Raw genomic sequence first — 24,960 nt, 5'->3', positions numbered from 1 at the left:
CCACCCGCCGCTTTGGCGCCGTTGCCACCACGCGCGACGCCACCAGCGTGGAAGTGCTGGCGCCGGAAAACCCGACCCAGCGCGTGGCCTTCATGGCCAAGCTGGAAGCGCTCTCCGTCGATGTGGGCGTCGATACGCCGAAAGTGGTGTTCAATTCGCGCACCGGCACCGTGGTCATCGCCGAAGGCTTGCGCGTGAAGGCCGCCGCCGTCACGCACGGCTCGCTGAAAGTGGTCATTTCGGAAAGCTCGGCAGTGAGCCAGCCGGCGCCATTCGGACGCGGCCAGACCACCGTCACGCCGCAATCGAAGGTGTCCGTCGACCAGGGCAACGGCAATATGTTCAAATGGCCGGCCGGCGCCAAGCTGCAATCGATTATCGACGTCGTCAACAGCCTGGGCGCCTCGCCCGATGACATCATGGCAATTCTGCAAGCCCTCGACCAGGCCGGGGCCATCGAAGGCGAACTGGTGGTGATCTGATGCTTAATATCAACGACAGCAGCAGCGCCCTGCCTTCGGCGCTCGACAACCGCTCCCCGGCGGCAGCCGCGCCGGCCGATCCCCGCTATGCGGCCAAGGCCACCGAGGCGGCCGTCAAGTTCGAAGCCTTCTTCATCTCGCACATGCTGCGCCAGATGCGTTCGGGCACGCGCGAGATGGCGGGCGAAGACAGCGTCTTCAAGGACCCCGTCAACAGCGACATGCTGGAAATGGCCGACAACCTGGTGGCCGACAAGATGGCCGGCCAGCGCGCCTTCGGCATCGCCGACGCCATCCTGCGCCAGCTGCTGCCGGCGGCCGGCGCCCCCGTGGCGGCCAAAAGCGCTGTCAAGACCGACAATATTGCAGCGCCGCTTAATAAATCCGTCTGAAGCGTCGCCTGTACCAGGTAACAACGATTCAATGCCTGCCCACCCGCACGCGCCACACTCTTCACGAAAGAAACTTGCCCAATGAGCATCATCAGCAATGCATTGTCAGGCAGCATCGCCGCCCAGGCCGCACTCAATGCGGCCAGCCAGAACATCGCCAACCTGCAAACGGCGGGATACACGCGCCAGGGCGTGCTGTTGTCCTCGCTTGGCGCCGGCGTGGGTGTGCGCTCGGCCGGCAATGGCGTGGAAGTGTCCGCCCTGCTGCGTTTTGCCGATGCCTATAAAAGCCAGCAAATGTGGCGCGCCGCGTCCGACCAGGGCGCCCGTTCGCAGACCCAGCCTTACCTGACCCAGCTCGAGCGCGTGATGGGCGACGATGTCTCCAGCATCAGCAACGGCATCGACGGCTTTTTCGCCGCCCTGAATGCCTCGGCCGTCGACCCGACGTCGACGCCGCTGCGCCAGCAGATCGTCACCTCCGCCGACGCCATGGCGCAGCGCTTCAACAGCATCAGCACCGTCATGAGCAACCAGCTGCTGTCGCTGCAGCAGCAACGCTCAGCGATCGTGCCGCAAGCCAATACCACCCTGGCCAATATCGCCGCGCTGAACCAGCGCATCAGCACCTCCACGGCGTCGGGCACGAATGTGTCGTCGCTGATGGATGCGCGCGACCAGCTGATCGATGGCCTGGCCTCGCAAATGGGCATCGAGGTGCTCGACCAGCCGGACGGCTCGCGCAATGTCTCGCTGAAGTCGGGCCAGCCGCTGGTCATCGGCAGCATGGCCGGCACCCTGAGCAGCAACATGACGAACACCGGTGAACAAATCCTGAGCCTCGATTTCGCCAAGTCGTCGTACGTCCTCGATCCGGTGGCCATCGGCGGCCAGATGGGCGGCCTGGGCGAGTTCGAGCAAAATACCCTGAAACCGCTGCAGCAGTCGCTGCAAGACATGGCCACCCAGCTCACCAGCAAGATCAACGCGCAGCTGGCACTGGGTAAAACCATGACCGGCACGGCCGGCGGCCCTCTGCTGGCCTACGCGAATGGCAAGCTGAGCATTACCCCCGGCTTCAACGCCAAGGACCTGGCCCTGTCGCTGACGGGTGCGGCCGGCGACAGCGGCAACTTGCAGAAATTGATCGAGATCAAGAATCAACCGATCACCGTCAGCTGGGTGGGTTCTGTCCTGATGAGCGACGCGGACACGCAGCTGGTCGGCAAGCTGGGCATCTACAGCCAGCAAAACCAGTCCTTGCTGAAAACGGCCAACACGGTGCGCTCGCAAGCGATCGACGACTGGAAATCGACCAGCGGCGTGAACAAGGACGAAGAAGCGATGAGCCTGGTCGAGTTCCAGAATATGTATCAAGCAAACATGAAAGTCATTTCCGTGGCAAATACCTTGTTTGACGCCACTTTGCAAATGATGGGTTAAGGAGAAGATCATGCGTGTCGCCAGTAGCCAGTACCAATCGCTGATCAATATTTCGCTTCAGCAAAATCAGGAACGCATCAACTTCCTGACCCAGCAAATGTCGTCGGGCTTGCGCATCCAGCTGCCATCGGACGATCCGATCGGCAACGTGCGCATTTCGCGCCTGACGCGCGAGCAAGCCATGGTCAGCCAGTACAAGGACAATATCGCCACGGTGAAAGTGCGCCTGTTGAAAAACGAAAACTACCTGTCGAGCATGGTCACCGACATGGGCCAGGCGCGCGACCTGCTGGTATGGGCCGCCGACGGCAGCAACACGCCCGGCGACCTGAATGCGATGACGCAATCGCTGACGGCCATGCGCGACAGCGTGCTGTACACGGCGAACCTGAAGGACCAGGAAGGCCGCTACATGTTTTCCGGCACGGCCACCGACCAGCCCGCCATCAAATACGACCCGGCGGCAGCCATGGGCTCGCGCTACAGCTACGTCGGCAATACCGATACGCAGACCGTGGTGGTGGGCAATGGCGTGACGCAGGCGGCCAACGTCGACGTGAAGAACCTGGACGTGTGGCTCAACAAGATCGACCAGGTTATCAGCACCCTCAGCGCGCCGGGCGTCAACCCCAACGATCCGGCCGTGCGCGCCATCGTCAGCGACGGCCTCGGCGGCACAGATGACGGCATGGATTTGCTCTCCGGCAAGATCGCCATCTTCGGCGGCGCGCAAAACATCCTCACGACGCTCTCCGGCAACCTGGCCAATGTGTCGCTGTCGAACGACATGGCCCTGTCCGATTTGAAAAAGACCGACATGGGCGCGGCAGCCATTGAACTGACCGGCTACCAGACGGCCCTGCAGGCAACCTATAAAGCCTACGCCAAGGTTGGCACCATTTCCCTGTTTGATCTTCTCTGACCATCATGCAAATCGTTCAGACCTCCTCCTCTTCCGGCGTCAATGCCAAAGGCGCGGGCACCGCCCGCGTCGTCGATGACGCGTCCGCCGCCATCAACGGCAGCGCCAGCGCGCGCAGCGAGGCGCCAGCGGCGAAGAGGTCGACGGCGAGCCTGCAGCGTGGCCTGAGCAACTGGGATCACCAGTTGCAGGGGGAGATTTCCAACGCACAACAAACACTCGACTATCTGGAACGCAGCAGCAGCCAGCTGCAAGCGCTGAAAAGCGAACTGGCGGCCAAGCTGGCCGCGCGCCAGGGCCGCGAAGGGCAAGTCGAGGCCAGAGTACGCCAGTTCAGCAATACCTGGCGCCAGCGCGCCAGCGCCTCGGGCGGCACGCTCGACGCACAGCTCGCCTATACCAGCCCGCAGGCGGCACAGCAGAACTTCAGCATCCGCGGCCTGACCATGGCCAGCCTGCAGGAAGGCCCGCAGGAAGTGCTGGCCTTTTCCGTCGGCAGCGCGAACCAGGCTTTGCGCTCGGTCAATATCGAACCTGGCCTGAGCGCGAATGAAATCGTCTCGCGCTTCGACCGCGCCCTGATGCCATCGGGCATCGGCGTCAAACTGGGCGAGAATGGCGAGCTGGTGTTCAGCACGCCGGAAGCGGCCTGGGCCAACGTGCGCGACAGCCTGTCCGTACGCGGCAGCGGCATCCGCTACCCGACCGGCCAGATGAGCCGCGTGCGCACGGATGCGGAACCGGCCGCCATCGCCCCGGAAGAATGGAGTACCGGCGACGTGGAAGCCCTGCGCGCCACCTTGCAGCAAGTGGTGCAGGCGCTGGCGCAATTGCAGGCGGCGCGCAGTTCCGTCAGCCTGGCCCTGGCGCAAGCGACGGGACGGGTCGCCCGCGCGCAACCGGTGCAAGTGAACGTCAGCATGGATGCCCTGGCGGAAAACTTCACGCAAAAGGCCAGCGAGCCCGGCTATGAATCGCTGCTGGCGATCAGCTCGGCATTGGTCGGCATCAGCCGCGAGCGCGTCGTCGCCCTGCTGGGCCTGGAATAATCGCTTCCCGCGCGTGCGCCGCCCTGGCGCACGCGGTAATAAAAAGGGCGCGCGCCCTGGCTCAGGACGGTGAAAATCCGTAAGATGCTGCTGTCGCTTGCCTGTTCACCACTACGCCGGCGCCTCCCGTCATCCACTTCCGGAGCTCCCTTGATAAAAACCGCCGCCCGGCTGATCAGCTATGCCCTGCTAGGCAAATCCGGCAAGCAGCCCCTCGATATCGCCAAGGTGCGCAAGGTATTGATTTTGCGCAACGACAAGATCGGCGACATGATCGTCACCTCGGCCCTGCTGCGCGAACTGAAAAAAAACTATCCGCACTGGCAGATCGACGTGGCCGCCAGCAGCGCCAACCGCGACGTCATCGCCGATAACCCGCATGTGAACGAGATCCTCATCTGGGACAAGCAGCCGCTGCTGCGCGACTTGCGCACCACCATCGCCGACCTGCGCCGACGCCGCTACGACGTCATCGTCAACCCCTACAACCGCTTTTCGATTCCCTTGCTGCTGCGTATCAAATGGCTGGGGGCGCGCTACCTGACGGGCTTTGCCATTCCCAAGTACGGCACCTCGACGGCGAAGCTGGGCATGTTCGACCATACGGTGCCGTGCGACCGCAGCCGCCACATCCTGCACAGCTTTTTCGCCGCCTTCGGGCAATTTGGCCTGCGCGACATCGACATGCGCTATGAACTGTTTGGCGTGGACGCGCACGCGGCACGGGTCGACGCCGCCTGCGACACCCTGCTGCGTACCCATGAAGGCTTGTTCTGCCTCAATTTCCAGGGCAGCAATGCGCAACGCACGGTCAGCGTGGCCGACGCCCAGCGCTGCTGCGCCGCCCTGGCGGCACGCTATCCGCGCCATGCGCTGCTGGTGATCGCCGCGCCGGGCACCGAAGCCCGCGCCGCCGAGATCGTGCAGGGCTCCGGTCATGCCAACGTGATGAGCGCGCCGCCCACCGGCCACATCCTGGAATTGGCGGCCCTGATACGCCGTTGCGAACTGGTCCTGTCGCCCGACACGTCGGTGATTCACATCGCCTCGGCGTATGACAAGAAAATCATCGGCTACTACATCCGCACCGACAACTACCGCTGGTTTTATCCGGCCAGCCGCCACTACCGCGTCATCCTGGCGCCCGGCCTGACCCTGGCCACCGTCAGCGATGCGGAAACCCTGGACGCCGTGGAACAGTTGATGGACGGCGCCGGCCAGGCGCAGGAGACGCTTCAGGCCGCGGGCTGAGACGCCAGCAGGCGGTCCATCTGCCCCGCCGGCAGCGCGCGCGAAAAGAAATACCCTTGCGCATAGTCGCAGCCGGCGGCGCGCAGCAGGTCGCGCTGCGACGCCGTCTCCACGCCTTCGGCCACGACTTTCAGGCCGAGGCGCTGCGCCAGCGCAATGATCGCTTCGCACAAGCCCTGCCCCGCGCCATCGCCTCCCAGTTCGCCGACCAGCGAACGGTCGAGCTTGAGAAAGTCGATATCGGCCTTCTGGATGCACGCGAGCGACACCTGGCCGCTGCCGAAATCGTCGAGCGCCAGCGCCAGGCCCATGGCGCGGAACTGGCGCAGGCGTTCGACCACCTGGCGCGCCTCGTCGAGCAGCACGGCTTCCGTTGTTTCGATGATAATCGCGCCTGGCGCCAGCCCCTGGCGCGCCAGATGCCCGCCCCAGTCCTGGTACAGCGCGGCATCGCAGCGAAATTCCACGGCCGACTTGTTGATGCTGATCTGGAAGGCGGCGCCATGCTCGTCCTGCCACTGCCGCGCCTGCCGCACGACCTGGCGAAACACCCACTCGCCGATATCGATGATCAGGCCGTTCGCCTCGGCAAAGCCGATGAAATCGGCGGGCGCCAGCAAGCCGCGCAGCGGATGGCGCCAGCGCAACAGCGCCTCGGCCCGCTCGATGCTGCCGTCGCACAGGCGGATGATGGGCTGGTAATGCACTTCGAACTGGTCCTGCGCCAGCGCCAGGCGCATTTCGCGCACCGTGCTGCGGCGCAATTCGGCCGCCTGCTGCAAGGCCGGCGTGAAATAGCTGTAGCTGTTGCGCCCCGCACTCTTGGCCGCATACATGGCCTGGTCGGCATGGCGCAGCAAGGTGTCCGGCGACTCGGCGTCGGCCGGATACAGCGCCACGCCCACGCTGGCCGATACTTGCGCCGTGTCGCCGTCAAGCACGAAGGGCAGGGCCAGCGCGGCCGTCAGTTCCTGCAGCACGCGCTCGATGCCGCCCAGCTGCCCTACACCGGCGAGGATGACGGTAAATTCGTCGCCGCCCAGGCGCGCGACCGTATCGGTGCTGCGCACGCGCTCGCTGATGCGCCGCGCCGCCTGGCGCAGCAGCATGTCGCCCTTCTCGTGGCCGAGGCGGTCATTCACCTGCTTGAAATGGTCGAGGTCGATAAACAGCAGCGCCAGGCAAGCACCCTCGCGTTTGGCGTGGGCCGCCTCGTGCTGCAAGCGGTCGAGAAACATGTGGCGGTTCGGCAAGCCCGTCAATTGGTCGAAATTGGCTTGCCGCCAGATGCGCTCGGATGCCGCGCGCTGCGCCGTGATGTCGCTGACCAGCGCCAGCGCGCCCAGGTAGGTGCCGCCGGAGTCGAAGATGGGATTGGTGGCCAGGGTGGCCCACAAGGTGCTGCCGTCGCGCCGCAGGAACTTGAATTCGTGGCGCTCGACGATGCCGTCCTGGCGCCGCGCAATGTTGCGCTCGAGGATGGCGCGCCCCTCCTCATCCATGAAGGCCGCCAGCGGCTGGCCCAGCATATCCTCGATCTGGCAATCGAGCATGTGCGCCATCTTCGGATTGACAAAGCTGGTCAGCGCCTGCGCATCGATTTCCCAGATGCCCTCCTCGGCGCTGTGCACGATGCGCCGGAAGCGCTCTTCGCTGCGTTCGAGCGCGGCCAGCTTGCCCTCGGCCTGTTCCAGCACCAGCCGCAGCGCCTGGCCGTTCGGGTCGGCGCTGCCCAGCAGGCTGACGGGCAAGCCCGCCTCGCGCGCGCCGGGACGCGGCGGGGGCAGTTGCACCTGCAGCTGGATGCGCTCGGGCTCGCTGCTATTGAGCACGCGCTCCACGAACTGTTCGTAATCGCGGCGGAACGCCTCGTGGACATAGGAACGGAACAGCACGTGGCCGGGACGCCCCCGCGCCAGGCCGAACAGCTCGGCCGCCACCAGGTTGACCTGCAGGATCACGCCATCGAGGCCCAGCACGAAATAGGCGACGGGCGCCAGCAGGTATAAATCGTTGAAATAGGCTTGTTCGCGTTCAGCCTTCATCCGTTCAGGACTGAAGACGCCATCGTCAAGCAGGGGCGCGACATGCCGCGCCGCGCCGTCGTGGCCGGGCGGGAAGGAATCCGGAGCAGGTACCGCTTGCGGTGGTGTGTCCATGGCTGTCCTTTGCAGCGCCGCCCTGGCAAACAGGTGGGTGCAATAGCGAGACTAGCACGCACCACGCGCAGTGTCGAGCCATGCCTGTCACAGATAACGTTTCTGCAACAGGGGCGCTCAGCGGCCCATGCCCATACGGCGCCGGCGCAAGCCGAAATCATGGCCCACCACCAGCAAGGTGCTGGCCACCAGGCTCGACAACCCCACGATCAGCTGGATCAATTTATCGTCAGGCAAGACCCACAAGGACGAGTCCGGCGCCTCGCAGCCCGTGGCCGCGCTGATCAGCGGAGAGACCCAGGCCGCGTCCGGCGTCACGTCGAGCACGACGGCGCCGTCGGCGCTCGTCTGCATATAGATATTGCCCCCTTCGGCCAGGGTGAAGCAGATGCCCACGCCCGTTTCCGTGGCACGGATATTGTCCTGCATGCTGCGGTTATGTTCCTCGATCCACACTTCCACGTCATACGGCGTTTCCAGGTGTTCCCATGGACGGGGGCGGAAACGGGGACGTTCATCCCCGCTGGCGGGGGTGTCGGGAACGTCGGGGATGTTGCTGTCTGCTGCGCCTTGCATGCTCGTTGACCTTTTCTGCGGTGATGCGGCGGGACCGGTTGCCCGCCAGCCGCCATTATCCACCGTTCGCGGCGCGCATGGTATTACCCTGCTCAATCCATCAGAAAAACTGACGGCTGTTGACTTTAAAGATCAACATACCTGACTTAAAATGGCCGCCATCTCTTCTTTACAGGCTTTACATGCAAGGCATCAAACGCAAAATCGTCTACGTCACCGCCTTTGAAATCATCGGCATGGCCATTTCCACAGCCTGGCTGACCCTGCTTTCGGGCGAGTCGCCCACCAGCACGGGGCCGCTGGCGATCATGATCACCACCATCGCCGTGATCTGGAATTTGCTCTACAACACGGCATTCGAATACTGGGAAATCCGCCAGGTGTCGCGCACGCGCACCGTGTGGCGCCGCATCCTGCATGCGATCGGCTTCCAGATCACCCTGGTCATTTACCTGATCCCGCTGATCGCCTGGTGGCTTGACATCAGCCTGTGGCAAGCGTTCGTGCTCGATTTCGCGCTGATGCTGATCATCCCGTGCTACAGCTTCATCTTCAACTACTTCTTCGATGGCCTGTTCGGCGTGCCCCTGTCGGCGCAGCAGCCGAAGGAAGAGCCAGCGAATGTTCAGGCCGCTTCGCTGAGCAACTGAAGAAAGGACCGCGCCGCCATCCCCAGCGGCCGGTCCTTCATCCACACCAGGTGGATCGGCACGACGAGGCCATTGCCCGTATTCTTGAACGCCACGCAGCGCACCCGCCCCGCCGCCAGCGAATCCTGGATGGCCGAGGCGGCAAAGTTGCCCCAGCCCAGTCCCGCCTCCACCATCGCCAGCGCCATCGGCAAACTGTCCGTGCGCCAATAGGACAGCCCCACCACAGGGCGCGCATCAGCCAGGTCGAGTTCGCGGCTGGCCACGATGATCTGGCGCAAATTCACCAATTCCTCGATATACAGGGGCCGGCCCGCCGCGTCGGGCGGATGCTGGGTGGAGATAATCGCCAGCAAGGCATCGCTGCCCACCAGCTGGAACTGTTCCTCGTGATTGATGCGCCCGCCAGCGAAGGCCATGCAGGCGCTGATGCGGCCACGGTGCAGCATGTCGAGCACGTCGTCCTGCGGCGCCGTCAGCACTTCGATGTCGAGCAGCGGATGGCGCTGCGACAGCGCGCGCACGGCGGCCAGAAAAGGCGTATGGTCGAGCTCGGCTGCGATGCCCAGCGAAATGCGGCTTTCCAGTCCCTGCGACAATTCCTGCACGTGCAGGTGCAATTGCTTCAACTGCTCGGCGATCAGGCGCGCGTGGGGAAGCAGTGCCATGGCGGCCGGCGTGGGCACGGCTTCGCGCGCGCCCCGGTCGAACAGGGCGATGCCCAGTTCCGCCTCGATGTTGGCCATCGCCATGCTGACAGCCGATGGCGCCCGGCGCAAGGCGCGCGCAGCGGCCGAGAACGAGCCGCCATCGACGACGGCCAGGAACAGTTCGATGTTATGGCTGGAGAGTTTCATGGAGAATATGGAAAGTGCGGCACTTTTGCGCGCCAGGGCGGTCAAAAGGGAACATCATGGGAGGAAGCGCATGCGCCATCGACTACCCTACCGCCGCAGCGGTTATGTCTCGGACTTTACCCGCTTTATCGACGGCTATCTGCAAACGCACCCGGAAGTACGGGAAAACCAGCGCCGCGGCTGGCGCATCTGGTGGGAGCGCCCGGCCAAGCTGCATGAACTGGAACTGATCCACGCCGACAGCGTGCCGGAGCCGCCCTACCACTACGACTAAAAACGCCTGACCAAACCTACTGCGCGGTGCGCCTTGCGGCCTGCGATGCTCGCCGTACCTTCGTACGGCTGCGCGTCTCGGCCACAAATCACTACCGCTCGCGACGGTTTTGTCAGGTGTTTAATCTTTCGTTTAACCTTTCCAGACGCGCTGGAGGCCCGTATCCGCATGAATCCAGCCGCCGCGCGGGCCGTTGCGGTAATAGAAGCCCACGCCGCCCTGCTTGAAGCTGCGCACGAGCGAACCGAGCACTTCCGCGTTCAGATTCGCCACGCGGATGTCGGCGGCGCGGCCCGAGATGTGCAGCGACTGGCGCGCGGCCGGCACGCCCGCTTCGCGCAGGCGGCTGTTCGACTCGGCCGTGCGGTAGCCCGACAAAATTTCCAGCGGCTGCTCGATGCCGTAGCGGGCCACGAACGCTTGCGTGCCCCACAGAGTTTCCAGCAGTTTCGGGTCGATAGGCGCCGTCTTCTTACCGTTCACGTCGCGCAGCAAGTGGCACAGTTCCTGGTAGGCCGAATCGATGACTTCGCCATCTTTCCAGTACAGCAATTTCGCCTTTTCATTGCTGGCCGGGCGCACCACTTCCAGGGTGCGGGGCTTGAGCCAGAATTCCAGGTCCAGCGCCTGCGCGTCGAAGATGTCGGGAGGCGGCTCCATCTCGGTGATGGCCTGGCGCGACTGCGACGTGATCGAGCGGTCGACGCTGGCCAGTTGCGTCGGCTGGGGCGGTACGCCCGTACGCGGCGCGCGCGGCTTGGCGCTGGCCGAAGCCGCGGCGGGAGCGGCCGTGCGCGAGGCGCAGCCGATGAGTGGGGTGGCTACCAGGCCCAGCGCGGCCAGGCCCATACCATGATGTAGAAAATTTCTGCGCGATGCCATAGTCAGTCCAATTTAACGATGGGAATACTATAGCGTATTGTGCTGCGAAGAAAAACCCTCAATGCCTATCGTGTCGCCCTCATTTCAGCATCCGGCGTCCTATGCGGCGGCCGCGCTGGCCGCCACGTCTCGGTTTGCCTGCGCCAGCGCCGTCAAGGGCTTGTCCAATAAATATCCCTGGGCCACGATGGGCAAGCCCGTGATGGCGGCGACGCGCTGCAGCGCGGCCAGCGCCGCCGGCGTGTCGAGGCGCTTGAAGATGACGCGAATTTTCGCCGCATGGCACACGGTGACGAAGCTGGCGACGGCCTGCTCGTCGCTGAGGTTGCCCGCGTCAAGCTTGAACGCATGCGGGTGCAAGCGCTCCAGCATGCCCGTTGCCTCCTGCACGCTGGCCACGTTGATGGCCAGGCGGAAACCGTTGCGGCGGTAATTGTCGGCCACGTAATTGAGCAGCCAGCCCTGGTTCGGCGTGACCGTCGGCAATTGCAGCACGATGCGCTCGATGGGCAAGCCCAGCGCGTCGAGGATGCGCTGGAAGGCGTGGCCGTGATTGCTGCTGACGGCGCTCAGCAGCCGATCATGCACGTTCAGGTACAGGTCCGACTGCTCCGCTTCGCTCTGGCGGAAGAAATTGATGGCGTGCAGCATGCGGCACAGCCGGTCCAGCTCCACGGATTCGTCGTCGCTGGCCGCGTGATCGAGCAAACGCCACAGCGACAAGCCCTCGTCCGCCTTCGACACGCTGCGCGCCAGTCCTTCGAACGCCACCAGCTTGCCGCTTTCCAGTTCGCGCAGCGGCTGGAAGGCGCTCGTCATGGTGCAATTGAAAAAGCGTCCCAGCGCCCTGCCCTCCCCGTCGAGCCAGACGCTGGTGCCGGCCTGGGTTTGGTGCGACAGGCGGGCCAGGTAATTTTTCAGGACGGGAAATGGCATACGTGCTCCTTCATCGGGCTGCGCCAGCTGCCCTCATGGGGAAGACGGCGCCAAAGTGTGCAGAGTAAGGCAGCGCCAACCAAAGGAGAACGAATGGTTTCACCATTTGATATGCGCCCAGCACATAAGGGATGCGACGGCCAGCGCATAACCATAGTCGGAAACATTCGTTCCAGCCACCTGCCCCGGCCTTTACTGTGGTCATGTACCGATACCATCAGGAAGGGCCGCCATGTGCCAGTTACTCGCAATGAACAGCAGCAAGCCCGCGGCGCTGGGATTTTCCTTTGCCGGCTTTGCCGAACGGGGCGGGCGCACGGACGAGCACCGCGACGGCTGGGGCATCGCTTATCATTCCAGTAGCGGCTGCACCTTGCTGACGGATCATCTGGCGGCCATCGATTCGCCGCTGGCGGCCCAGGTGCAGCAGCATCCCGTGAAGGCAAAAAACATCGTCGCGCACATCCGCAAGGCGACGCAGGGCCGCATCGCCCCGGAAAACACCCATCCGTTCGCCCGCGAACTGTGGGGCAAGACCTGGTCGTTTGCCCACAATGGCGACTTGAAAACGTGGCGCGCACCGGCCAATGCGCACTACCGCGCCAGTGGCGACACGGACAGCGAACAGGCGTTTTGCCACCTGCTGGCCCGCTTGCGCACGCAGTTTCCCCTCGGTGAACCCGCGCGCGCCGACTTGCGCGCCGCCATCGCCGAGGTCGCCAAGGACATCGCCGCCCACGGCACCTTCAATTTCATCCTGTCGGACGGCGAGCTGCTGTTTGCCCACTGTTCCACGCATCTGCACTATGTGATACGCGAATACCCGTTTTCCGTGGCGCAGCTGATCGACTGCGAGCGCAGCATCGACTTTCGCCAGCACAACCATCTGGACGACCGCATCGCCGTCATCGCCACGCATCCGCTGACGCAAAACGAAAACTGGCTGGCGTTCGCACCCGGCGAACTGAAATTGTTTGCCGGCGGCACCTTGCTACCGGCAAACGATGCTACGCAGCAAGGCGTGTATATCCAGATCAGTTACTGAAGGGATGATGCAAAGGGAGGCAATGGCCCGCCGCCGGATGGGCGGGCTGAGGTGTTGACGGGGCGTCAGGCCGAATTGCAGTTGCAAAAGCGTTTGCGCTTGGGGTCGCCACTGGCAATGCCGGCGGCGTCAATCTGCTTCCAGCAAAAAATCGTTTCCACACCGTATGGCGAACGCACATTGCCCGCCTCGATATAGCCCTGCTTGACGAAAAAGGCCTGGCTGCTGGCCGTGCTGTGCAGCTGCAGGGCCTTGATGCCCCACTCGCGCGCCTGCGCTTCCAGCCGCTCCACCAGCGCCTTGCCGGCGCCGCGGCCTTGCGCCTCGGGCAGAAGGTAGCACAGGGCCAGCTTGCCGGCGCGCGTCAGCAAGCCGACGCCGACCACGGCGCCCGCCTCGACTGCGACCAGCGAAAAATTGGTGGGCGACGCGAACCAGCACGCCACCATCTGCGGTGTTTTATTGCCCAGCCAGGCTTCCAGGATGGCCGGATCGTCCCGATGATCGAGGCTGCAGCATTCGACGATGGAGCGTCGTAATACGTTGCACGCCTCGAAAGCGTCGGTCGATGTTGCAATACGAATTTCAAGACTCATGTACGCTCACAAAATATTCCAGTTGCCGATGCAGACGGTTTTACCCCTGTATCGTGCGATTCGACTATACACCAAGCGGCGCATTCGGGTTTTTTGCCGCGCGCCACAGGCCGGTTTTGCCTATGGCGCCATGCTTGCAGACTAAGTGCTGATGCGCATCTTGCCCACGAATGTTTCCAGAAATCGATATCTGTTTTTTAGCGCAAACGGGAATCGAATCTAAGCATATTACGAAAAATTCGTTTCTTTTCCGGCCGGAATTTTAGACTATGTCTATCTATTCTCACAACAAGAGTTCAACATGACCCATTCCAACGCCGTAACGACTGCCGCAGCAACGCTCACCCAACGCTCGCGCCGCTGGTTCCTGGCCAGCGCCCTGGCCGCTTCCGCTGCCGCCATGAGCCTGCCGATGGCCGCCAGTGCCGCCGAACCCGTGGTCTTGCTGAACGCTTCGTACGACGTGATGCGCGAATTGTTCAAGGATGTGAATCCCGCATTTATTGCTGATTGGAAAGCCAAAACGGGCGAAACGATTACCATCAAGCAATCGCACGGCGGCTCGAGCAAGCAGGCGCGCTCCGTGGCCGATGGCCTGGAAGCGTCCGTCGTCACCATGAACCAGGCCAATGACATCGACATCCTCGTCGACCGTGGCCTCGTGGTGGCCGACTGGGCCAAGAAATTCCCGAACAATGCGGCGCCGTTCTATTCGACCATGGTGTACCTGGTACGCAAAGGCAACCCGAAACACATCAAGGACTGGGACGACTTGGCCAAGCCCGGCATCAAGGTCATCGTGCCGAACCCGAAAACCTCGGGCAACGGCCGCTACACCTACCTGGCGGCCTGGGGCTATGCCGTGAAAAAAGGCGGCAGCGAAGCGCAGGCGCGCGACCTCGTTACCAAGCTGTTCAAGAACGTACCCGTGCTGGACGGCGGCGGCCGCGGCGCCACCACCACCTTCACGCAACGTGAAATCGGCGACGTGCTGGTGACGTTTGAAAATGAAGTGCAACTGGTGCGCGCTGAATTCGGCGACAACTTTGAAGTCGTGTATCCAAGCATCTCCATCCTGGCCGAGTCGCCGGTGGCCGTCGTCGACAAGGTCGTCGACCGCCGCGGCATCCGCAAGGAAGCCACGGCCTACCTGCAATACCTGTACTCGGAACCGGGCCAGGAACTGGTCGCCAAGCACTACCTGCGCCCCCGTTCGGCCGCAGTCGCCAAGAAATACGCGGCCAGCTTCAAGCCGATCACGCTGTTTACCATCGATGACGTGTTTGGCGGCTGGAAACAAGCGCAAAAGAAACACTTTGACGACGGCGGCGAGTTCGACAAGATTTATCAGAAATAATCTTCGCCGTATCCATAAAAAAACCGGGACATGTCCCGGTTTTTTTATGGCGGTGCGCCTGCCTGCCACTCGAACGCGCTGAACAGGCTGGCAATCTCGCTGCTGCGGTGCGTGCCTGTCTTGGCCAATATGGCCTGGATCTGGCTGCGCACGGTACTGATGCGCACACCCTGGCGCTGGGCGTACGCGGCTGGCTCCATGCCGTCGGCCAGGGCCAGCGCCAGCGACCACTCCGCGCCCGTCAAGCCGCATGGCCGCTCGGCCGCGCCGGGCCAATGCCGCCGCCCGCTCCTGAACAGCGGCCGCAAGGACAGCATGGCCAGACTGGCGCCATCGCCATCTGCCGGGCCGATACGCACGGGCAGCGGCAGGATGCCAATTTCCAGCGCCGGCCGGCCGTCTGCATCGCTCGCATACAAGGGCGCTGGACGGTGGCACGCCATTCCGAGGCAAGCTTGCCGCACGCGCGGCGCCAGTTGCTGTTGCAGCTGGCTCACACACACAGCGACCTTACCGCCGTGCAAGGTGATCACGGCGGCGAGCGGCGACGTGGCGGCCAGCAAGCGCTGCGCCGCCAGGTTCATGAAAACCAGGTGCAGGCAGGCATCGACCAGCAAGATGGCGCGCGGCAAGGCATCGAGCGCCTCCCAGGCCAGCGCGCCATGCGCCTGGGCTTGCTGCGCCGTATCGCGCAGGCGAAACACATTTGGCAGATGCTCGAGCACGCGCTGCAGCTGGCTGTGCGTGTTCGCGTCATACGGGCCCTGGCCGGCGGCGCGGTGCGCGGACAGGATGGTGAGCGCGCCGTTGTCGCGCACGACGCCGCTGCACGAATAGCGCACGCCCGCGCGCAAATAGAAATCCTGAAAATATTCGCTGCGCGCCACCGTCTGCTCGCTGAAATAATCCTGCATCAGATGCATGCGCCCGGGCGGCCCGCGCGTGAGGACCGCATAGCCGGGATCGAGCGCATGGTAGTAGCGCCGGTAGCCATCCTCCCAGGCACTTTGGTCCAGCCCGGTCACATAGCCGCGCGAGGGTACCGCGCCCGTTTCCGCCTTCAGGAAACAGCAAGCGACTTCGCCACCGGCCAGCCGGGCGAACGCGCGCATGGCCACGCTCCACTGCAACGGTTCCAATGCCGCCCGGTAAAAGGCGGCGATGACCGGATCGGCGCCGTCTGTATTCACGCCCCCTCCCAATAGCGCAACATCCTTCATATGAAGGATGTGCACGCGCACCAAGGCAGGCACCATGTTGTCAATGGCGGCGGCCTGCAGCGGCGTCGCCAGCCGATCAATGCAAGCATCAACGTTCAAGGAGCCACATCATGCCTACCATGCCTACCATGCCTACCATACCTACCAGCGTTTCCGACAGGACCGCGCCGGCTCGCCTCACCCCTACCTCCTGGCGCCTGGCCGTGAGCAGCGCCGTAATGCTGTCGCTCTCGGCGTGCGCTAATTTCAACACCATTGATCGTACTACGGCACTACCCAAGCAGGCCACTGCGATACATCTGGATGCGCCGCAACGCCTGGCATATGCCGATGCCAAAGGTGTCATTTGTGCCGAGCCCACCCCTGACGCATTGCAAGCCTATATTTCATCGCTGGGCGCATCCGTCAGCTCCGCCAACAACGCAGCTTCGGTATCGAATGCGTTGCAGGCCAATTCGCAAAGTGTCGGCCTGCATTCGCAATCGATCACCTTGATGCGCGAGCATCTGTTCCGTATCTGTGCGTTTGCACAAAACAATTGGCTGTCCGACGGCGATGTCATGATGCTGATGGCACGCTCGCAAGATCTCACACTGGGTGTATTGGCCATCGAACAATTAACCGGTGCGATGATTCCGCGCAAGACAAGCAATATGCCAATGACAGATACGGAGGCCAGCAAACAATTGCAAAGCAAACTCGAACAGGCAAAACTTGACCTCAGCGACAAAAAGGCAACACTCACGCACTTGAGCGACACCGCAGCTGAACCAGGCAAAAGTACCGGCGATCAGCATGACAAGGGGGCGCTCCAGGAAGATCAGACAAAGGACGGCAAGAACAGTTCCGCGCCGGCTGATGTCGTTGCCGCGCGAGCGGCTGTGGTATCCGCCCAGGACAAGGTAGCGTCATTGGAGCGGCAAGTCGAAGCGAGCAAGGTGGGGGCCAGGTTTGTGACCGTGGCAGACGAGAACGGCAATCAACTTTCTCCAGAAGCAGCCGAGCATATCTCCAGGGCCACGCAACATATCGTCGACCAGATCTTGCAGAAAAATCATTTGACTGACATGTGCATCAATATGCTCAACCGTTTCAGTCGCAACAAGGATGTACCCGAAAAATATGAAGACATGATGGGGCGATGCGACCTGGTCCTCAAGAACGCGATAGCGCAGCTACCAGCTGCCTTCTGATGCACGCCTTTCCGCATATCGATATGCGCATCGATTCGTGGTCAAAAGCGCGCGCGGGCCGTACTCTGGCCTTGTCGCGCCACATGGCGTATTACGGGCACAAAGGAAATATCATGGCTATCTCGGAAGTGAATGTACGCAACCAGTTTCGCGGCAAGATCAAGGAAATCATCTTTGGCCCCGTGGTCTCGGAAGTGGACGTGGAAACGCCGCACGGCATCGTCACGTCGGTGATCACCTCGCGCTCGATCAAGGACCTGGACCTGAAAGTAGGCAGCGAAGTCATCGCGCTGGTCAAGTCGACGGAAGTGTCTATCGCCAAGATCCAGTAAGCGCGCGTTTTTCCATGCACGCTAATCGCGAAACAGATACGTAAACGTGCGGCTGACGGGCAGCTTTTCCGTGCTGCCGCGCACCAGCACCTGCATGCGCTCGGCGTCGATGCGTTCGGCCGCCTCGATGGCTTTGACGTTGACCATGGTGCCGCGGTGGATTTGCCAGAACTGTTCCGGATCGAGGCCGCCCAGCAAATCCTTCAATGGCGTACGCACCAGCGCTTCCGAACCGGCCAGCACCACGCGCGTGTATTTGGTGTCGGCCTGGAAGAACAGCACGTCGTCGATGTCGATCAAACGGATCTGCTTGCCCACGCTGGCCTTGATCCATTTCAACTTGTCGCGCGATGCGGCCGGCAAGGCAGCGCGCAGCGACTGCAGTAAATTGGCCATGTCGGCCGGCTGGGCGCCGAGCTTGTCGCGCAGGCGGGCCAGCGCCCGCTGCAGGCGCTCGGCCTGCACGGGTTTGAGCAGGTAGTCGACGGCGCCCGCGTCGAACGCATCGACGGCGTACTGGTCGTAGGCCGTGACGAACACCACATGGGCGCGCTTGCCGATCCGCTCGGCCACTTCCAGACCCGACAAGCCCGGCATGCGGATATCGAGGAAGACCACGTCCGGCTCATGCTCGAGGAAACCGTCCCAGGCATCGTTGCCGTTTTCCGCCACCAGCACGACGTGCGCCTCGGGCCAGGCTTGCGCCAGCAGCATGAGCAGGCGCTCGCGCATCAGGGGTTCGTCTTCGGCGATCAGGATAGTGGGGTTCATTCGGCGGGTGCTTTCAGGCTCGTTTCAATTTTAATGGGTAGCAATATTTCAGCGATCACGCCGCCCTCTTCGCCGTCGCGCAGGCTCAGGCTGGCGGACGGATCGGACAGCAACAGCCGGCTACGCACGTTTTCCAGGCCCAGTCCGCCTCCCAGTGCGCTGCCCGCGCCGCTTTCCGGCAAACCCATGCCCGTGTCCTGCACGCGCAGGCGCAGCATGCCGCCCACCCCCAGCGCCGACAGGCGGATCTCGCCGCCGCGCAGCGCTGGTTCAATACCATGCTTGATGGCGTTTTCCGCCAAGGTAAGCAAGATCATGCTGGGTATCGTCGCGTGCGCAAACTCGGCCGGCAAGTCCAGCGCATAGCGCAGGCGCGAGCCCATGCGCGCCTGCATCACGCGCAAATACGCGGCCACCATGTCGAATTCGCTTTGCAAGGGCACTTGCTCGCTGCGCATCTCCGCCAGGCTGGCGCGCAGGAAGGCGATCAGGTCGGCCGTCAATGCGGCGGCCCGGCTGGCGCCTTGCGCTCCCTGCTCGGCCAGCTGCTGCACGGCGCCCAGGGTATTGAACAGGAAATGCGGCTCGATCTGCGCGCGCAGCAGGCGCAGCTGCGATTCGCTCAGTTCGCGCGCCAGGCGGTCGCGCTCGGCATCCTGCTGCAGCTGCAGGGTCAGCGCTTCGTACTGGCGGTTGCGCCAGGTGGTGACGATTGCCAGCGGCACCATGTAAAACAGGCAAGCGACGAGCAAGGCCGTGCCGCCCACGCGCAGCAAACGCTCGAAGGCCATGTCCATGGAACCGGTATCGCTCAAGCCGGCCAGCAGCACGCCAACCGCCACCCCGGCCACGCAGGTCGACACGATCAGCAAGAGTTTCTTGAGCCTGTTGCGCACGGAACTGCGGTAATTGAACCACACGCCCACCAGGCCCCACGCCAGTGCAAAACCCAGGCCGTTGCTGAAGATGAGGGCCTTGAGCAATTCGAACCTGGCCGGCAGCAGCAGGTGCAGTGCGACACCGATGACGCTGAACAACAGCATCAGCTTGCCCGCGGCGATGTAAAAACCGGCGCCACGGTACTTGAGCAGGAAATCGTGCAGCTGCTGGCGCTCGATCGGCGTCAGCTTGACCAGCTTCATGGCGACGTAGCGACGCACCCGTCCTTGGACCTGCTCCGCCATCTCCGGGTGTTTCAACACCAGCAGCGATTCCTCATCGACGCTGCGGTACCAATCCGTATATTTTTTTAACACGATGCGTTCTCCGTGGTCTGTGATTCAGGCATGAACGCAGTCTACGGCGCCCCTGTTGCGGGGCATAGCGCGGGGCGACGAAGCACGAAGCGGCAGGGATCAACGACGAAGCGCGCGGCGTCCGCCAGGCCTTCGCTGCCAACATTGCTCAAATCATACGAAGTTTCCAAGATGAAATCAATAAATGCGCAACAATTTTCACTACGGCAAGAATAGCCGTTTTTATTTGCCAAATTGGCCGCAACGCCGCCTGTTGCGGGCCTGTACCGTAGACATCGCTTGATCTTTAATGGTATTGTTTAAGCTTGGCAAATATTGCCTCCGAGATACACGTCGCGTCCCCGCGCGGCCCCGTCCCGGATTTGCGCGCAGCGCCCACGATGGCGCCCCAAAACTGCTTTCCCACATACAATCCCATGCTCAAAAAAATGTTCGCCGCGGTGCTGATGACGCTTTCGACAGCGGCCATCGCCGTGCCCTTCGGTTCCCAGTCGATACTGGTGGTCGAAGACGGTACAGGCAAAGTCTTGCTTGAAAAAAATTCCAACGTCGTGGTGCCCATCGCCTCGCTGACCAAACTCATGACAGCCATGGTCGTGCTCGACTCCAAGGCGAACATGCAGGAAGAAATCAGCATCGACCGCGAGGATGTCGACACCTTGAAGCACAGCACCTCGCGCGTGCCCGTGGGCGCCACCCTGAGCCGCCACGACGTGCTGCAATTGGCGCTGATGTCGTCCGACAACCGCGCCGCCGCCTCGCTGGCGCGCACCTTCCCCGGCGGCCCGACGGCGTTTGCCGTGGCCGTCAACGCCAAGATCAAGGCCCTGGGCATGCGCCAGACCGTGATCGAAGAGCCGACGGGCTTGTCGCCGAACAACCAGTCGACGGCGGCCGACCTCGTCAAGATGGCCGTGGCCGCCTCGCGCTACCCGGAAATCAGCCGCATCACGACGGATTCGAAGGACATCATTCAGATCAAGGGCCGCGACGTGGAATACCACAACACGAACCGCCTGGTGGGCGCCAAGGGTTGGGACATCGGCCTGTCGAAGACGGGCTACACGAATGAAGCGGGCCGCTGCCTGATCATGCGCATCAAGTCGGCCGGCAAGTTCGCCACCATGATTTTGCTCAACGCGCGCGCCAATTCCGTGCGCGCCATGGACGCCGTCAACATCCGCCGCATGCTGGCGGCCGAGAACGGCATCGAAGAGCCGAAGGTGATGCGCGCCTCGGTCAGCCGGCACAAGAAGGCGCCGGCGAAGCCAAGTAAGCGCCGCCGCGCCCGCTGAGCGCAACTGACCCCGGAACTATTTCGCTTGCCGGTTGGTCATGATGACGCCGGCAATCGTCACCGCCCCGCCCACCAGCATCGAGGCGAGCACCGGCTCGCCCAGCAGCGCCGCCGCCAGCACGATGCCGAACACGGGCACGAGGTTGTTGAACACGGCCGTGCGCGACGGGCCCAGCGCTTTGACGCCCTCGTAATACCAGACAAAGCCGATCACCGTGCCGAACACGCCCAGGTAGCCGATGGCGGCCCACACTTGCCAGCCGAAACTGCGCCATGGCACGGTGGGAAATTCCACTGCCGCCCCCACCAGCAAAAAGGCCAGGCCCCACATCGCCGCATACGTGGTGGCGGCAATCGGGCTCAAGCCCTTCAGCGCGACTCTGCCGATCAGGGTGTAGGCGGCCCAGCTGGAAATGCCGCAAAACATGAAGATCTCGCCGGCGCCGATGCCGCCGCCGTTACCATGCAGCACGCCGGCGAGGTCGCCGCGCGTGATGACGATGGCCGTGCCGCAGAACGCCAGCATGATCCCCAGCCACTTGAAGGAGCCGAGCCGTTCACGAAACAGCATGGCCGAGGCCAGCGCCGTGACGATGGGGTTCAAGGCCACGAACAGGGCCGTGCGCCCGGCCGGCATGCGCGACAGGGCCGCCAGGAAGCACAGGTTGTACAGAAAGATGCCCGTCAGGCCCAGCGCGGCCGTCGTCATCAGCTGCTTGCGGTCCAGGCGCGGCAAGCCCCCTTCCAGTTTCCACGCGAGCACGACGAGCAGCAGCACGGCCACGCCGAAGCGTCCGCTGGCGGCCGTCATGGGCGGCATCTGCTGCGCCAGCACGCGTCCCGCGATAAAGGTACCGCCCCAGAACAGGGCGACGAAAATGAGTTTGAGATAGACGAGCGGCGATTGCACGGAAGGCAAGGCGGCTGAAGGGATGGCGGTAGTGCGCATGGAAAGTCCTATGATGTCGCTTGTGCAGCGGACGCTGCAGATATATATTAATACTAATATCAACTCATGAAATAATGAGTAAATACTCATACATCAAAGAAACCACACCATGACCTTCACGCAACTGGAAATTTTTACCCTGGTGGCCGAACTGCACGGCTTTTCTGCCGCCGCCGCGCAGCTGGGCATCAGCCAGTCGGCCGTCTCGCACGCCTTGAAGGCGCTGGAAAAGGAGATGGGCGTGGACCTGATCGCGCGCCACCAGGCCTCGGCCGAGCTGACCGACGTGGGCCGCCAACTGCTGGTGCGCGCGCGCGAAATCCTCGGCTTGTCCGAAGCCATGCGCCAGGAAGCGGCCGACGTGCTGGGCCAGCGCCAGGGCAGCCTGCGCATCGGCTCGTTCGGTCCCACATCATCGTTGAACCTGCTACCCGCCATCACGGCGCAATTCCGCCTGCGCTATCCGGGCATCGACCTGCGCATCGACGAAGGCGCCGACCATGAGGTGGTGCAGTGGATACGCGAACGCAGGGTCGACGTGGGCTTCGTCGTGCTGCCCGACGAGCGTTTCGATACGGCGCCGCTGGTGGAAGACCAGATGATGGCGCTGGTGCCGCGCAGCCATGCGCTGGCCAGCGAAACATCCATCACCCTGGCGCAGCTGTGCGAGGGGCCGTTCATCATGTCCGAGGCGGGCTGCGCCTGCCTGATCGAGCCGCTGTTCGCCAACGCGGGGCTGCAGCCGCAGGTGCCCTACCGCATCAGCCAGGTGATCACCATCCTCGACATGGTCAGCCGCGGCGACGGCCTGTCCATCGTCGCCGAACTGGCCCTGCCGCAGCGCCTGCGCGAACAGTATCCTGAGCTGGTCGCCCTGCCCCTGAATCCGCCAGTCAGCCGCAAGGTGGGCCTGGCCGTGCGCGATCGGCGCCAGAACACGCCGGCCACCAACGCTTTTTTCGAGGTGGCGAAACAGATGGCACCGACCCTGGCGCCACGCCGCGCCTGGAAACCGGCTTAAAACGTCTCCCACTCCTCGCTGCGCTCCGCCTTGACGGCGGGCGTCCTTGCCGCACTGCTGGCAAGGCGCGGCGCGGCAGGTGCGCGCACCACCTGTTTGACAGAGGCCGGTGCCTGCCCCTCATCGAGCTTGAACACGCCCACCACCTGCGCCAGGGTATTGGCCTGGTCTTGCAGGCTTTCGGCAGCGGCCGCCGCCTCTTCCACCAGGGCCGCGTTCTGCTGCGTCACCTGGTCCATCTGCGCAATCGCCTGGTTCACCTGTTCGATGCCCGAGCTTTGCTCGACGCTGGCGGCCGTGATCTCGCCCATGATGTCGGTGACGCGGCGCACGCTGTCGACGATTTCCTGCATCGTCGCGCCGGCCTCGTCGACGAGGCGCGCGCCCGAATCGACCTTGCTCACCGAATCGTCGATCAGCAGCTTGATTTCCTTGGCCGCGCCCGCGGAACGCTGCGCCAGACTGCGCACCTCTGTTGCCACCACGGCAAAGCCCCGTCCCTGCTCACCCGCGCGCGCCGCTTCCACGGCCGCGTTGAGCGCAAGGATATTCGTCTGGAAGGCGATGCCGTCGATGACGCTGATGATGTCGACGATCTTCTTCGACGAATCGTTGATCGAGGCCATGGTATCGACCACCTGCGCCACTACTTGCCCGCCCTTGCTGGCCACGCCGGACGCCGATTGCGCCATCTGGTTGGCCTGGCGCGCATTGTCGGCATTTTGCTTGACGGTGCTGGTCAGCTCCTCCATCGAGGCGGCCGTCTCTTCCAGCGAACTGGCTTGCTGCTCCGTGCGCGACGACAGGTCCTGGTTGCCGGCGGCGATTTCCGATGACGATACCTTGACCGACTCGCTGGCCGTGCGAATTTTCACGAGAACGGCGGCGATCTTGTCGATGAAGCGATTGAAGGCGCCGGCGATCTGCGCCAGTTCATCCACGCCGGAAGCGTCGAGGCGGCGCGTCAAATCGCCCTCGCCCGAGGCGATGTCGTCGAGCGCGTCACGCACCAGTTCCAGGCGCTTGAGCATCTTGAACACCAGCAGCGACAGCAACAACGCGGCCAGCCCCGTCAGCAGCGCGGCCGTGACGGTGGCCGTCGTCAGCATCGTCTGCAAGGCTTGCATGGCTTCCTGCTGGTCGAGCACCACGGCCAGCAGCCAGTCGGTGCCCGCCACGCGCGTGACGTACAGCATGCCGTCGCGGTCGTTCAGGCGCACGGCGTCGCTGGTGCGCGTGCTTTCCAGGCGGTTGACCTGCGCGGCCGACAGCGCCGCATCGAGTTTCGCCACCGGCTGCAGGCTCAGGTCCTTGTTCGCATGGGCGATGATGGTGCCGCTCTGGTCGACGAGGAAGGCAAAACTGTGCGGCGTCGGCTTGATCGCCACCACGTTGGCAATCACCGTATCGAGCAGCACATCCGCGCCCGCCACGCCGACCAATGCCTCTTTCGGCCCGACGGGCGCCGTGAACGACACCACGAGTTTGTGGCTGGCAGCATCCACGTACGGCGGCGTGAGCATCGGCACGCCCGCCTTGACGGTATCCGTGTACCAGGCGCGCGCCGTGGGATCGAAATCGGCCGGACGGCCAGGATGGGTAAATACGGAACGCTTGTCCGCGTAACCGATGAACACTTCCGCGAAATCGCCAGCCTTTTCCGCGATCTGGAAGGCGCGCAGCGGATCGGGCGTCTCAGCCGACATGACGACGGACGCCATGACCTTTTTCTTGCCATCGACCCACTGCGCCAGCACGGCCGACTGGCTTTGCAGCAGCTGCTGCATCTGCTGGTCCGACGACGCCAGCATGCTGCCGCGCGTGGTGACGTAATTGGCGGCCGACAAGGCCAGCATGGACAGGACGACGATGGCCACGCAAATGAGCACCAGCCGCGTGCGAAGGGAAGACAACATGATGGACTCCTCGTTTCGATTTTATTGGCGTGAAACAGTGCTGTTGCACCGCTTTCTCTACGAAAGCATTTTCACACAAAAATCGGAACAAATTTCATCAATATTCGGAATACAACACATATATTTCCGCATGG

Annotated in this window: 26 protein-coding genes; 15 read left to right on the top strand and 11 right to left on the bottom strand. The window is 63.2% G+C overall.

Annotation, left to right across the window (positions count from 1 at the left end):
* From ASN89_RS22795 to ASN89_RS22770, 6 genes are all read left to right on the top strand, one after another.
* On the top strand, nucleotides 1-482 hold a 482-nt coding region (locus ASN89_RS22795), incomplete at its 5' end, for a flagellar basal body P-ring protein FlgI (RefSeq protein ID WP_200969107.1).
* Complete coding sequence (locus tag ASN89_RS22790; RefSeq protein ID WP_058050871.1) at nucleotides 482-874, top strand: rod-binding protein; 393 nt, start codon at nucleotides 482-484, stop codon at nucleotides 872-874. The genes ASN89_RS22795 and ASN89_RS22790, both read left to right, overlap by 1 nt.
* An 81-nt stretch (nucleotides 875-955) precedes the next feature.
* Entirely contained in the window at nucleotides 956-2,317 is a 1,362-nt protein-coding gene (gene flgK, locus ASN89_RS22785; RefSeq protein WP_046684894.1) for a flagellar hook-associated protein FlgK, read from the top strand.
* 10 nt (nucleotides 2,318-2,327) lie between these two features.
* Entirely contained in the window at nucleotides 2,328-3,239 is a 912-nt protein-coding gene (gene flgL, locus ASN89_RS22780; RefSeq protein WP_058050870.1) for a flagellar hook-associated protein FlgL, read from the top strand.
* Between the two features lie 5 nt (nucleotides 3,240-3,244).
* Entirely contained in the window at nucleotides 3,245-4,288 is a 1,044-nt protein-coding gene (locus tag ASN89_RS22775; protein ID WP_058050869.1) for a hypothetical protein, read from the top strand.
* A gap of 150 nt (nucleotides 4,289-4,438) precedes the next feature.
* Nucleotides 4,439-5,539: a glycosyltransferase family 9 protein gene (locus ASN89_RS22770; protein WP_058050868.1), complete on the top strand. Its 1,101-nt coding sequence runs from the start codon at nucleotides 4,439-4,441 to the stop codon at nucleotides 5,537-5,539.
* Here ASN89_RS22770 and ASN89_RS22765 read toward each other — a convergent pair.
* A complete protein-coding gene (locus ASN89_RS22765; protein WP_321166430.1) occupies nucleotides 5,524-7,698 on the bottom strand; it encodes a putative bifunctional diguanylate cyclase/phosphodiesterase in 2,175 nt (724 codons plus the stop codon). The genes ASN89_RS22770 and ASN89_RS22765 overlap by 16 nt on opposite strands.
* Before the next feature lie 117 nt (nucleotides 7,699-7,815).
* Nucleotides 7,816-8,274: a hypothetical protein gene (locus ASN89_RS22760; protein WP_058050866.1), complete on the bottom strand. Its 459-nt coding sequence runs from the start codon at nucleotides 8,272-8,274 to the stop codon at nucleotides 7,816-7,818.
* On the opposite strand from ASN89_RS22760, the gene ASN89_RS29085 reads away from it, so the two are divergent.
* Nucleotides 8,273-8,419, top strand: a complete 147-nt coding sequence (locus ASN89_RS29085) for a hypothetical protein (RefSeq protein WP_160309303.1) — start codon at nucleotides 8,273-8,275, stop codon at nucleotides 8,417-8,419. The genes ASN89_RS22760 and ASN89_RS29085 overlap by 2 nt on opposite strands.
* A 37-nt stretch (nucleotides 8,420-8,456) precedes the next feature.
* On the top strand, nucleotides 8,457-8,924 hold the full coding sequence (locus tag ASN89_RS22755) for a PACE efflux transporter (protein ID WP_034757742.1): 468 nt from the start codon (nucleotides 8,457-8,459) through the stop codon (nucleotides 8,922-8,924).
* Here the strand turns inward: ASN89_RS22755 and ASN89_RS22750 are convergent.
* A complete protein-coding gene (locus tag ASN89_RS22750) occupies nucleotides 8,900-9,781 on the bottom strand; it encodes a LysR family transcriptional regulator (RefSeq protein ID WP_034757741.1) in 882 nt (293 codons plus the stop codon). The two genes, ASN89_RS22755 and ASN89_RS22750, sit on opposite strands and share 25 nt — an antisense overlap.
* 70 nt (nucleotides 9,782-9,851) lie before the next feature.
* Between ASN89_RS22750 and ASN89_RS22745 the strand changes: the two genes are divergently transcribed.
* On the top strand, nucleotides 9,852-10,055 hold the full coding sequence (locus ASN89_RS22745; RefSeq protein ID WP_046684888.1) for a DUF3460 family protein: 204 nt from the start codon (nucleotides 9,852-9,854) through the stop codon (nucleotides 10,053-10,055).
* Nucleotides 10,056-10,187: 132 nt separating this feature from the next.
* Here the strand turns inward: ASN89_RS22745 and ASN89_RS22740 are convergent, their stop codons facing one another.
* Nucleotides 10,188-10,937, bottom strand: coding sequence for a YcbK family protein (locus ASN89_RS22740; protein ID WP_414842524.1), 750 nt, complete (start codon nucleotides 10,935-10,937; stop codon nucleotides 10,188-10,190).
* Nucleotides 10,938-11,036: 99 nt separating this feature from the next.
* Nucleotides 11,037-11,873 (bottom strand): EAL domain-containing protein, encoded by an 837-nt coding sequence (locus ASN89_RS22735; RefSeq protein WP_058050864.1) that lies wholly within the window; start codon nucleotides 11,871-11,873, stop codon nucleotides 11,037-11,039.
* 232 nt (nucleotides 11,874-12,105) lie between these two features.
* Between ASN89_RS22735 and ASN89_RS22730 the strand changes: the two genes are divergently transcribed.
* Entirely contained in the window at nucleotides 12,106-12,918 is an 813-nt protein-coding gene (locus ASN89_RS22730) for a class II glutamine amidotransferase (protein ID WP_082654705.1), read from the top strand.
* Nucleotides 12,919-12,983: 65 nt separating this feature from the next.
* On the opposite strand, the gene ASN89_RS22725 is transcribed toward ASN89_RS22730, so the two are convergent.
* Nucleotides 12,984-13,514 carry a GNAT family N-acetyltransferase gene (locus tag ASN89_RS22725; RefSeq protein ID WP_046684884.1) on the bottom strand — a complete coding sequence of 177 codons (531 nt, stop codon included), beginning with the start codon at nucleotides 13,512-13,514 and terminating at the stop codon, nucleotides 12,984-12,986.
* A 400-nt stretch (nucleotides 13,515-13,914) separates the two neighbouring features.
* Here ASN89_RS22725 and ASN89_RS22720 point away from each other — a divergent pair, with 400 nt between their 5' ends.
* Nucleotides 13,915-14,871 carry a sulfate ABC transporter substrate-binding protein gene (locus tag ASN89_RS22720; protein WP_046685513.1) on the top strand — a complete coding sequence of 319 codons (957 nt, stop codon included), beginning with the start codon at nucleotides 13,915-13,917 and terminating at the stop codon, nucleotides 14,869-14,871.
* Between the two features lie 44 nt (nucleotides 14,872-14,915).
* On the opposite strand, the gene ASN89_RS22715 is transcribed toward ASN89_RS22720, so the two are convergent.
* Nucleotides 14,916-16,061 carry a helix-turn-helix transcriptional regulator gene (locus ASN89_RS22715; RefSeq protein ID WP_138828845.1) on the bottom strand — a complete coding sequence of 382 codons (1,146 nt, stop codon included), beginning with the start codon at nucleotides 16,059-16,061 and terminating at the stop codon, nucleotides 14,916-14,918.
* 140 nt (nucleotides 16,062-16,201) lie between these two features.
* Here ASN89_RS22715 and ASN89_RS22710 point away from each other — a divergent pair, with 140 nt between their 5' ends.
* A complete protein-coding gene (locus ASN89_RS22710) occupies nucleotides 16,202-17,284 on the top strand; it encodes a hypothetical protein (protein ID WP_058050861.1) in 1,083 nt (360 codons plus the stop codon).
* A gap of 113 nt (nucleotides 17,285-17,397) precedes the next feature.
* Complete coding sequence (locus ASN89_RS22705) at nucleotides 17,398-17,616, top strand: TOBE domain-containing protein (RefSeq protein WP_034757699.1); 219 nt, start codon at nucleotides 17,398-17,400, stop codon at nucleotides 17,614-17,616.
* A gap of 21 nt (nucleotides 17,617-17,637) precedes the next feature.
* Here ASN89_RS22705 and ASN89_RS22700 read toward each other — a convergent pair whose 3' ends face one another.
* Together ASN89_RS22700 and ASN89_RS22695 are read right to left on the bottom strand one after the other, a co-directional pair.
* The gene (locus ASN89_RS22700; RefSeq protein WP_058050860.1) at nucleotides 17,638-18,387 is read right to left on the bottom strand and encodes a LytR/AlgR family response regulator transcription factor; all 750 of its coding nucleotides are present in this window, start codon (nucleotides 18,385-18,387) and stop codon (nucleotides 17,638-17,640) included.
* Entirely contained in the window at nucleotides 18,384-19,643 is a 1,260-nt protein-coding gene (locus tag ASN89_RS22695; protein WP_058050859.1) for a sensor histidine kinase, read from the bottom strand. Before ASN89_RS22695 ends, ASN89_RS22700 begins: the two co-directional genes overlap by 4 nt.
* A gap of 416 nt (nucleotides 19,644-20,059) precedes the next feature.
* Between ASN89_RS22695 and ASN89_RS22690 the strand changes: the two genes are divergently transcribed.
* Nucleotides 20,060-20,938: a serine hydrolase gene (locus ASN89_RS22690; protein ID WP_046684881.1), complete on the top strand. Its 879-nt coding sequence runs from the start codon at nucleotides 20,060-20,062 to the stop codon at nucleotides 20,936-20,938.
* An 18-nt stretch (nucleotides 20,939-20,956) separates the two neighbouring features.
* On the opposite strand, the gene ASN89_RS22685 is transcribed toward ASN89_RS22690, so the two are convergent.
* Nucleotides 20,957-21,889, bottom strand: coding sequence for a DMT family transporter (locus tag ASN89_RS22685; protein WP_058050858.1), 933 nt, complete (start codon nucleotides 21,887-21,889; stop codon nucleotides 20,957-20,959).
* A gap of 109 nt (nucleotides 21,890-21,998) precedes the next feature.
* Between ASN89_RS22685 and ASN89_RS22680 the strand changes: the two genes are divergently transcribed.
* Complete coding sequence (locus ASN89_RS22680) at nucleotides 21,999-22,910, top strand: LysR family transcriptional regulator (RefSeq protein WP_058050857.1); 912 nt, start codon at nucleotides 21,999-22,001, stop codon at nucleotides 22,908-22,910.
* Here the strand turns inward: ASN89_RS22680 and ASN89_RS22675 are convergent.
* Nucleotides 22,907-24,826 (bottom strand): methyl-accepting chemotaxis protein, encoded by a 1,920-nt coding sequence (locus ASN89_RS22675; RefSeq protein WP_058050856.1) that lies wholly within the window; start codon nucleotides 24,824-24,826, stop codon nucleotides 22,907-22,909. The genes ASN89_RS22680 and ASN89_RS22675 overlap by 4 nt on opposite strands.
* Nucleotides 24,827-24,960: the final 134 nt, after the last annotated feature.

Source organism: Janthinobacterium sp. Ant5-2-1 (assembly GCF_001445815.1).
GTDB classification, from domain to species: Bacteria; Pseudomonadota; Gammaproteobacteria; order Burkholderiales; family Burkholderiaceae_D; genus Janthinobacterium; species Janthinobacterium lividum_E.
This window is presented reverse-complemented; position numbering and strand designations above follow the sequence as displayed.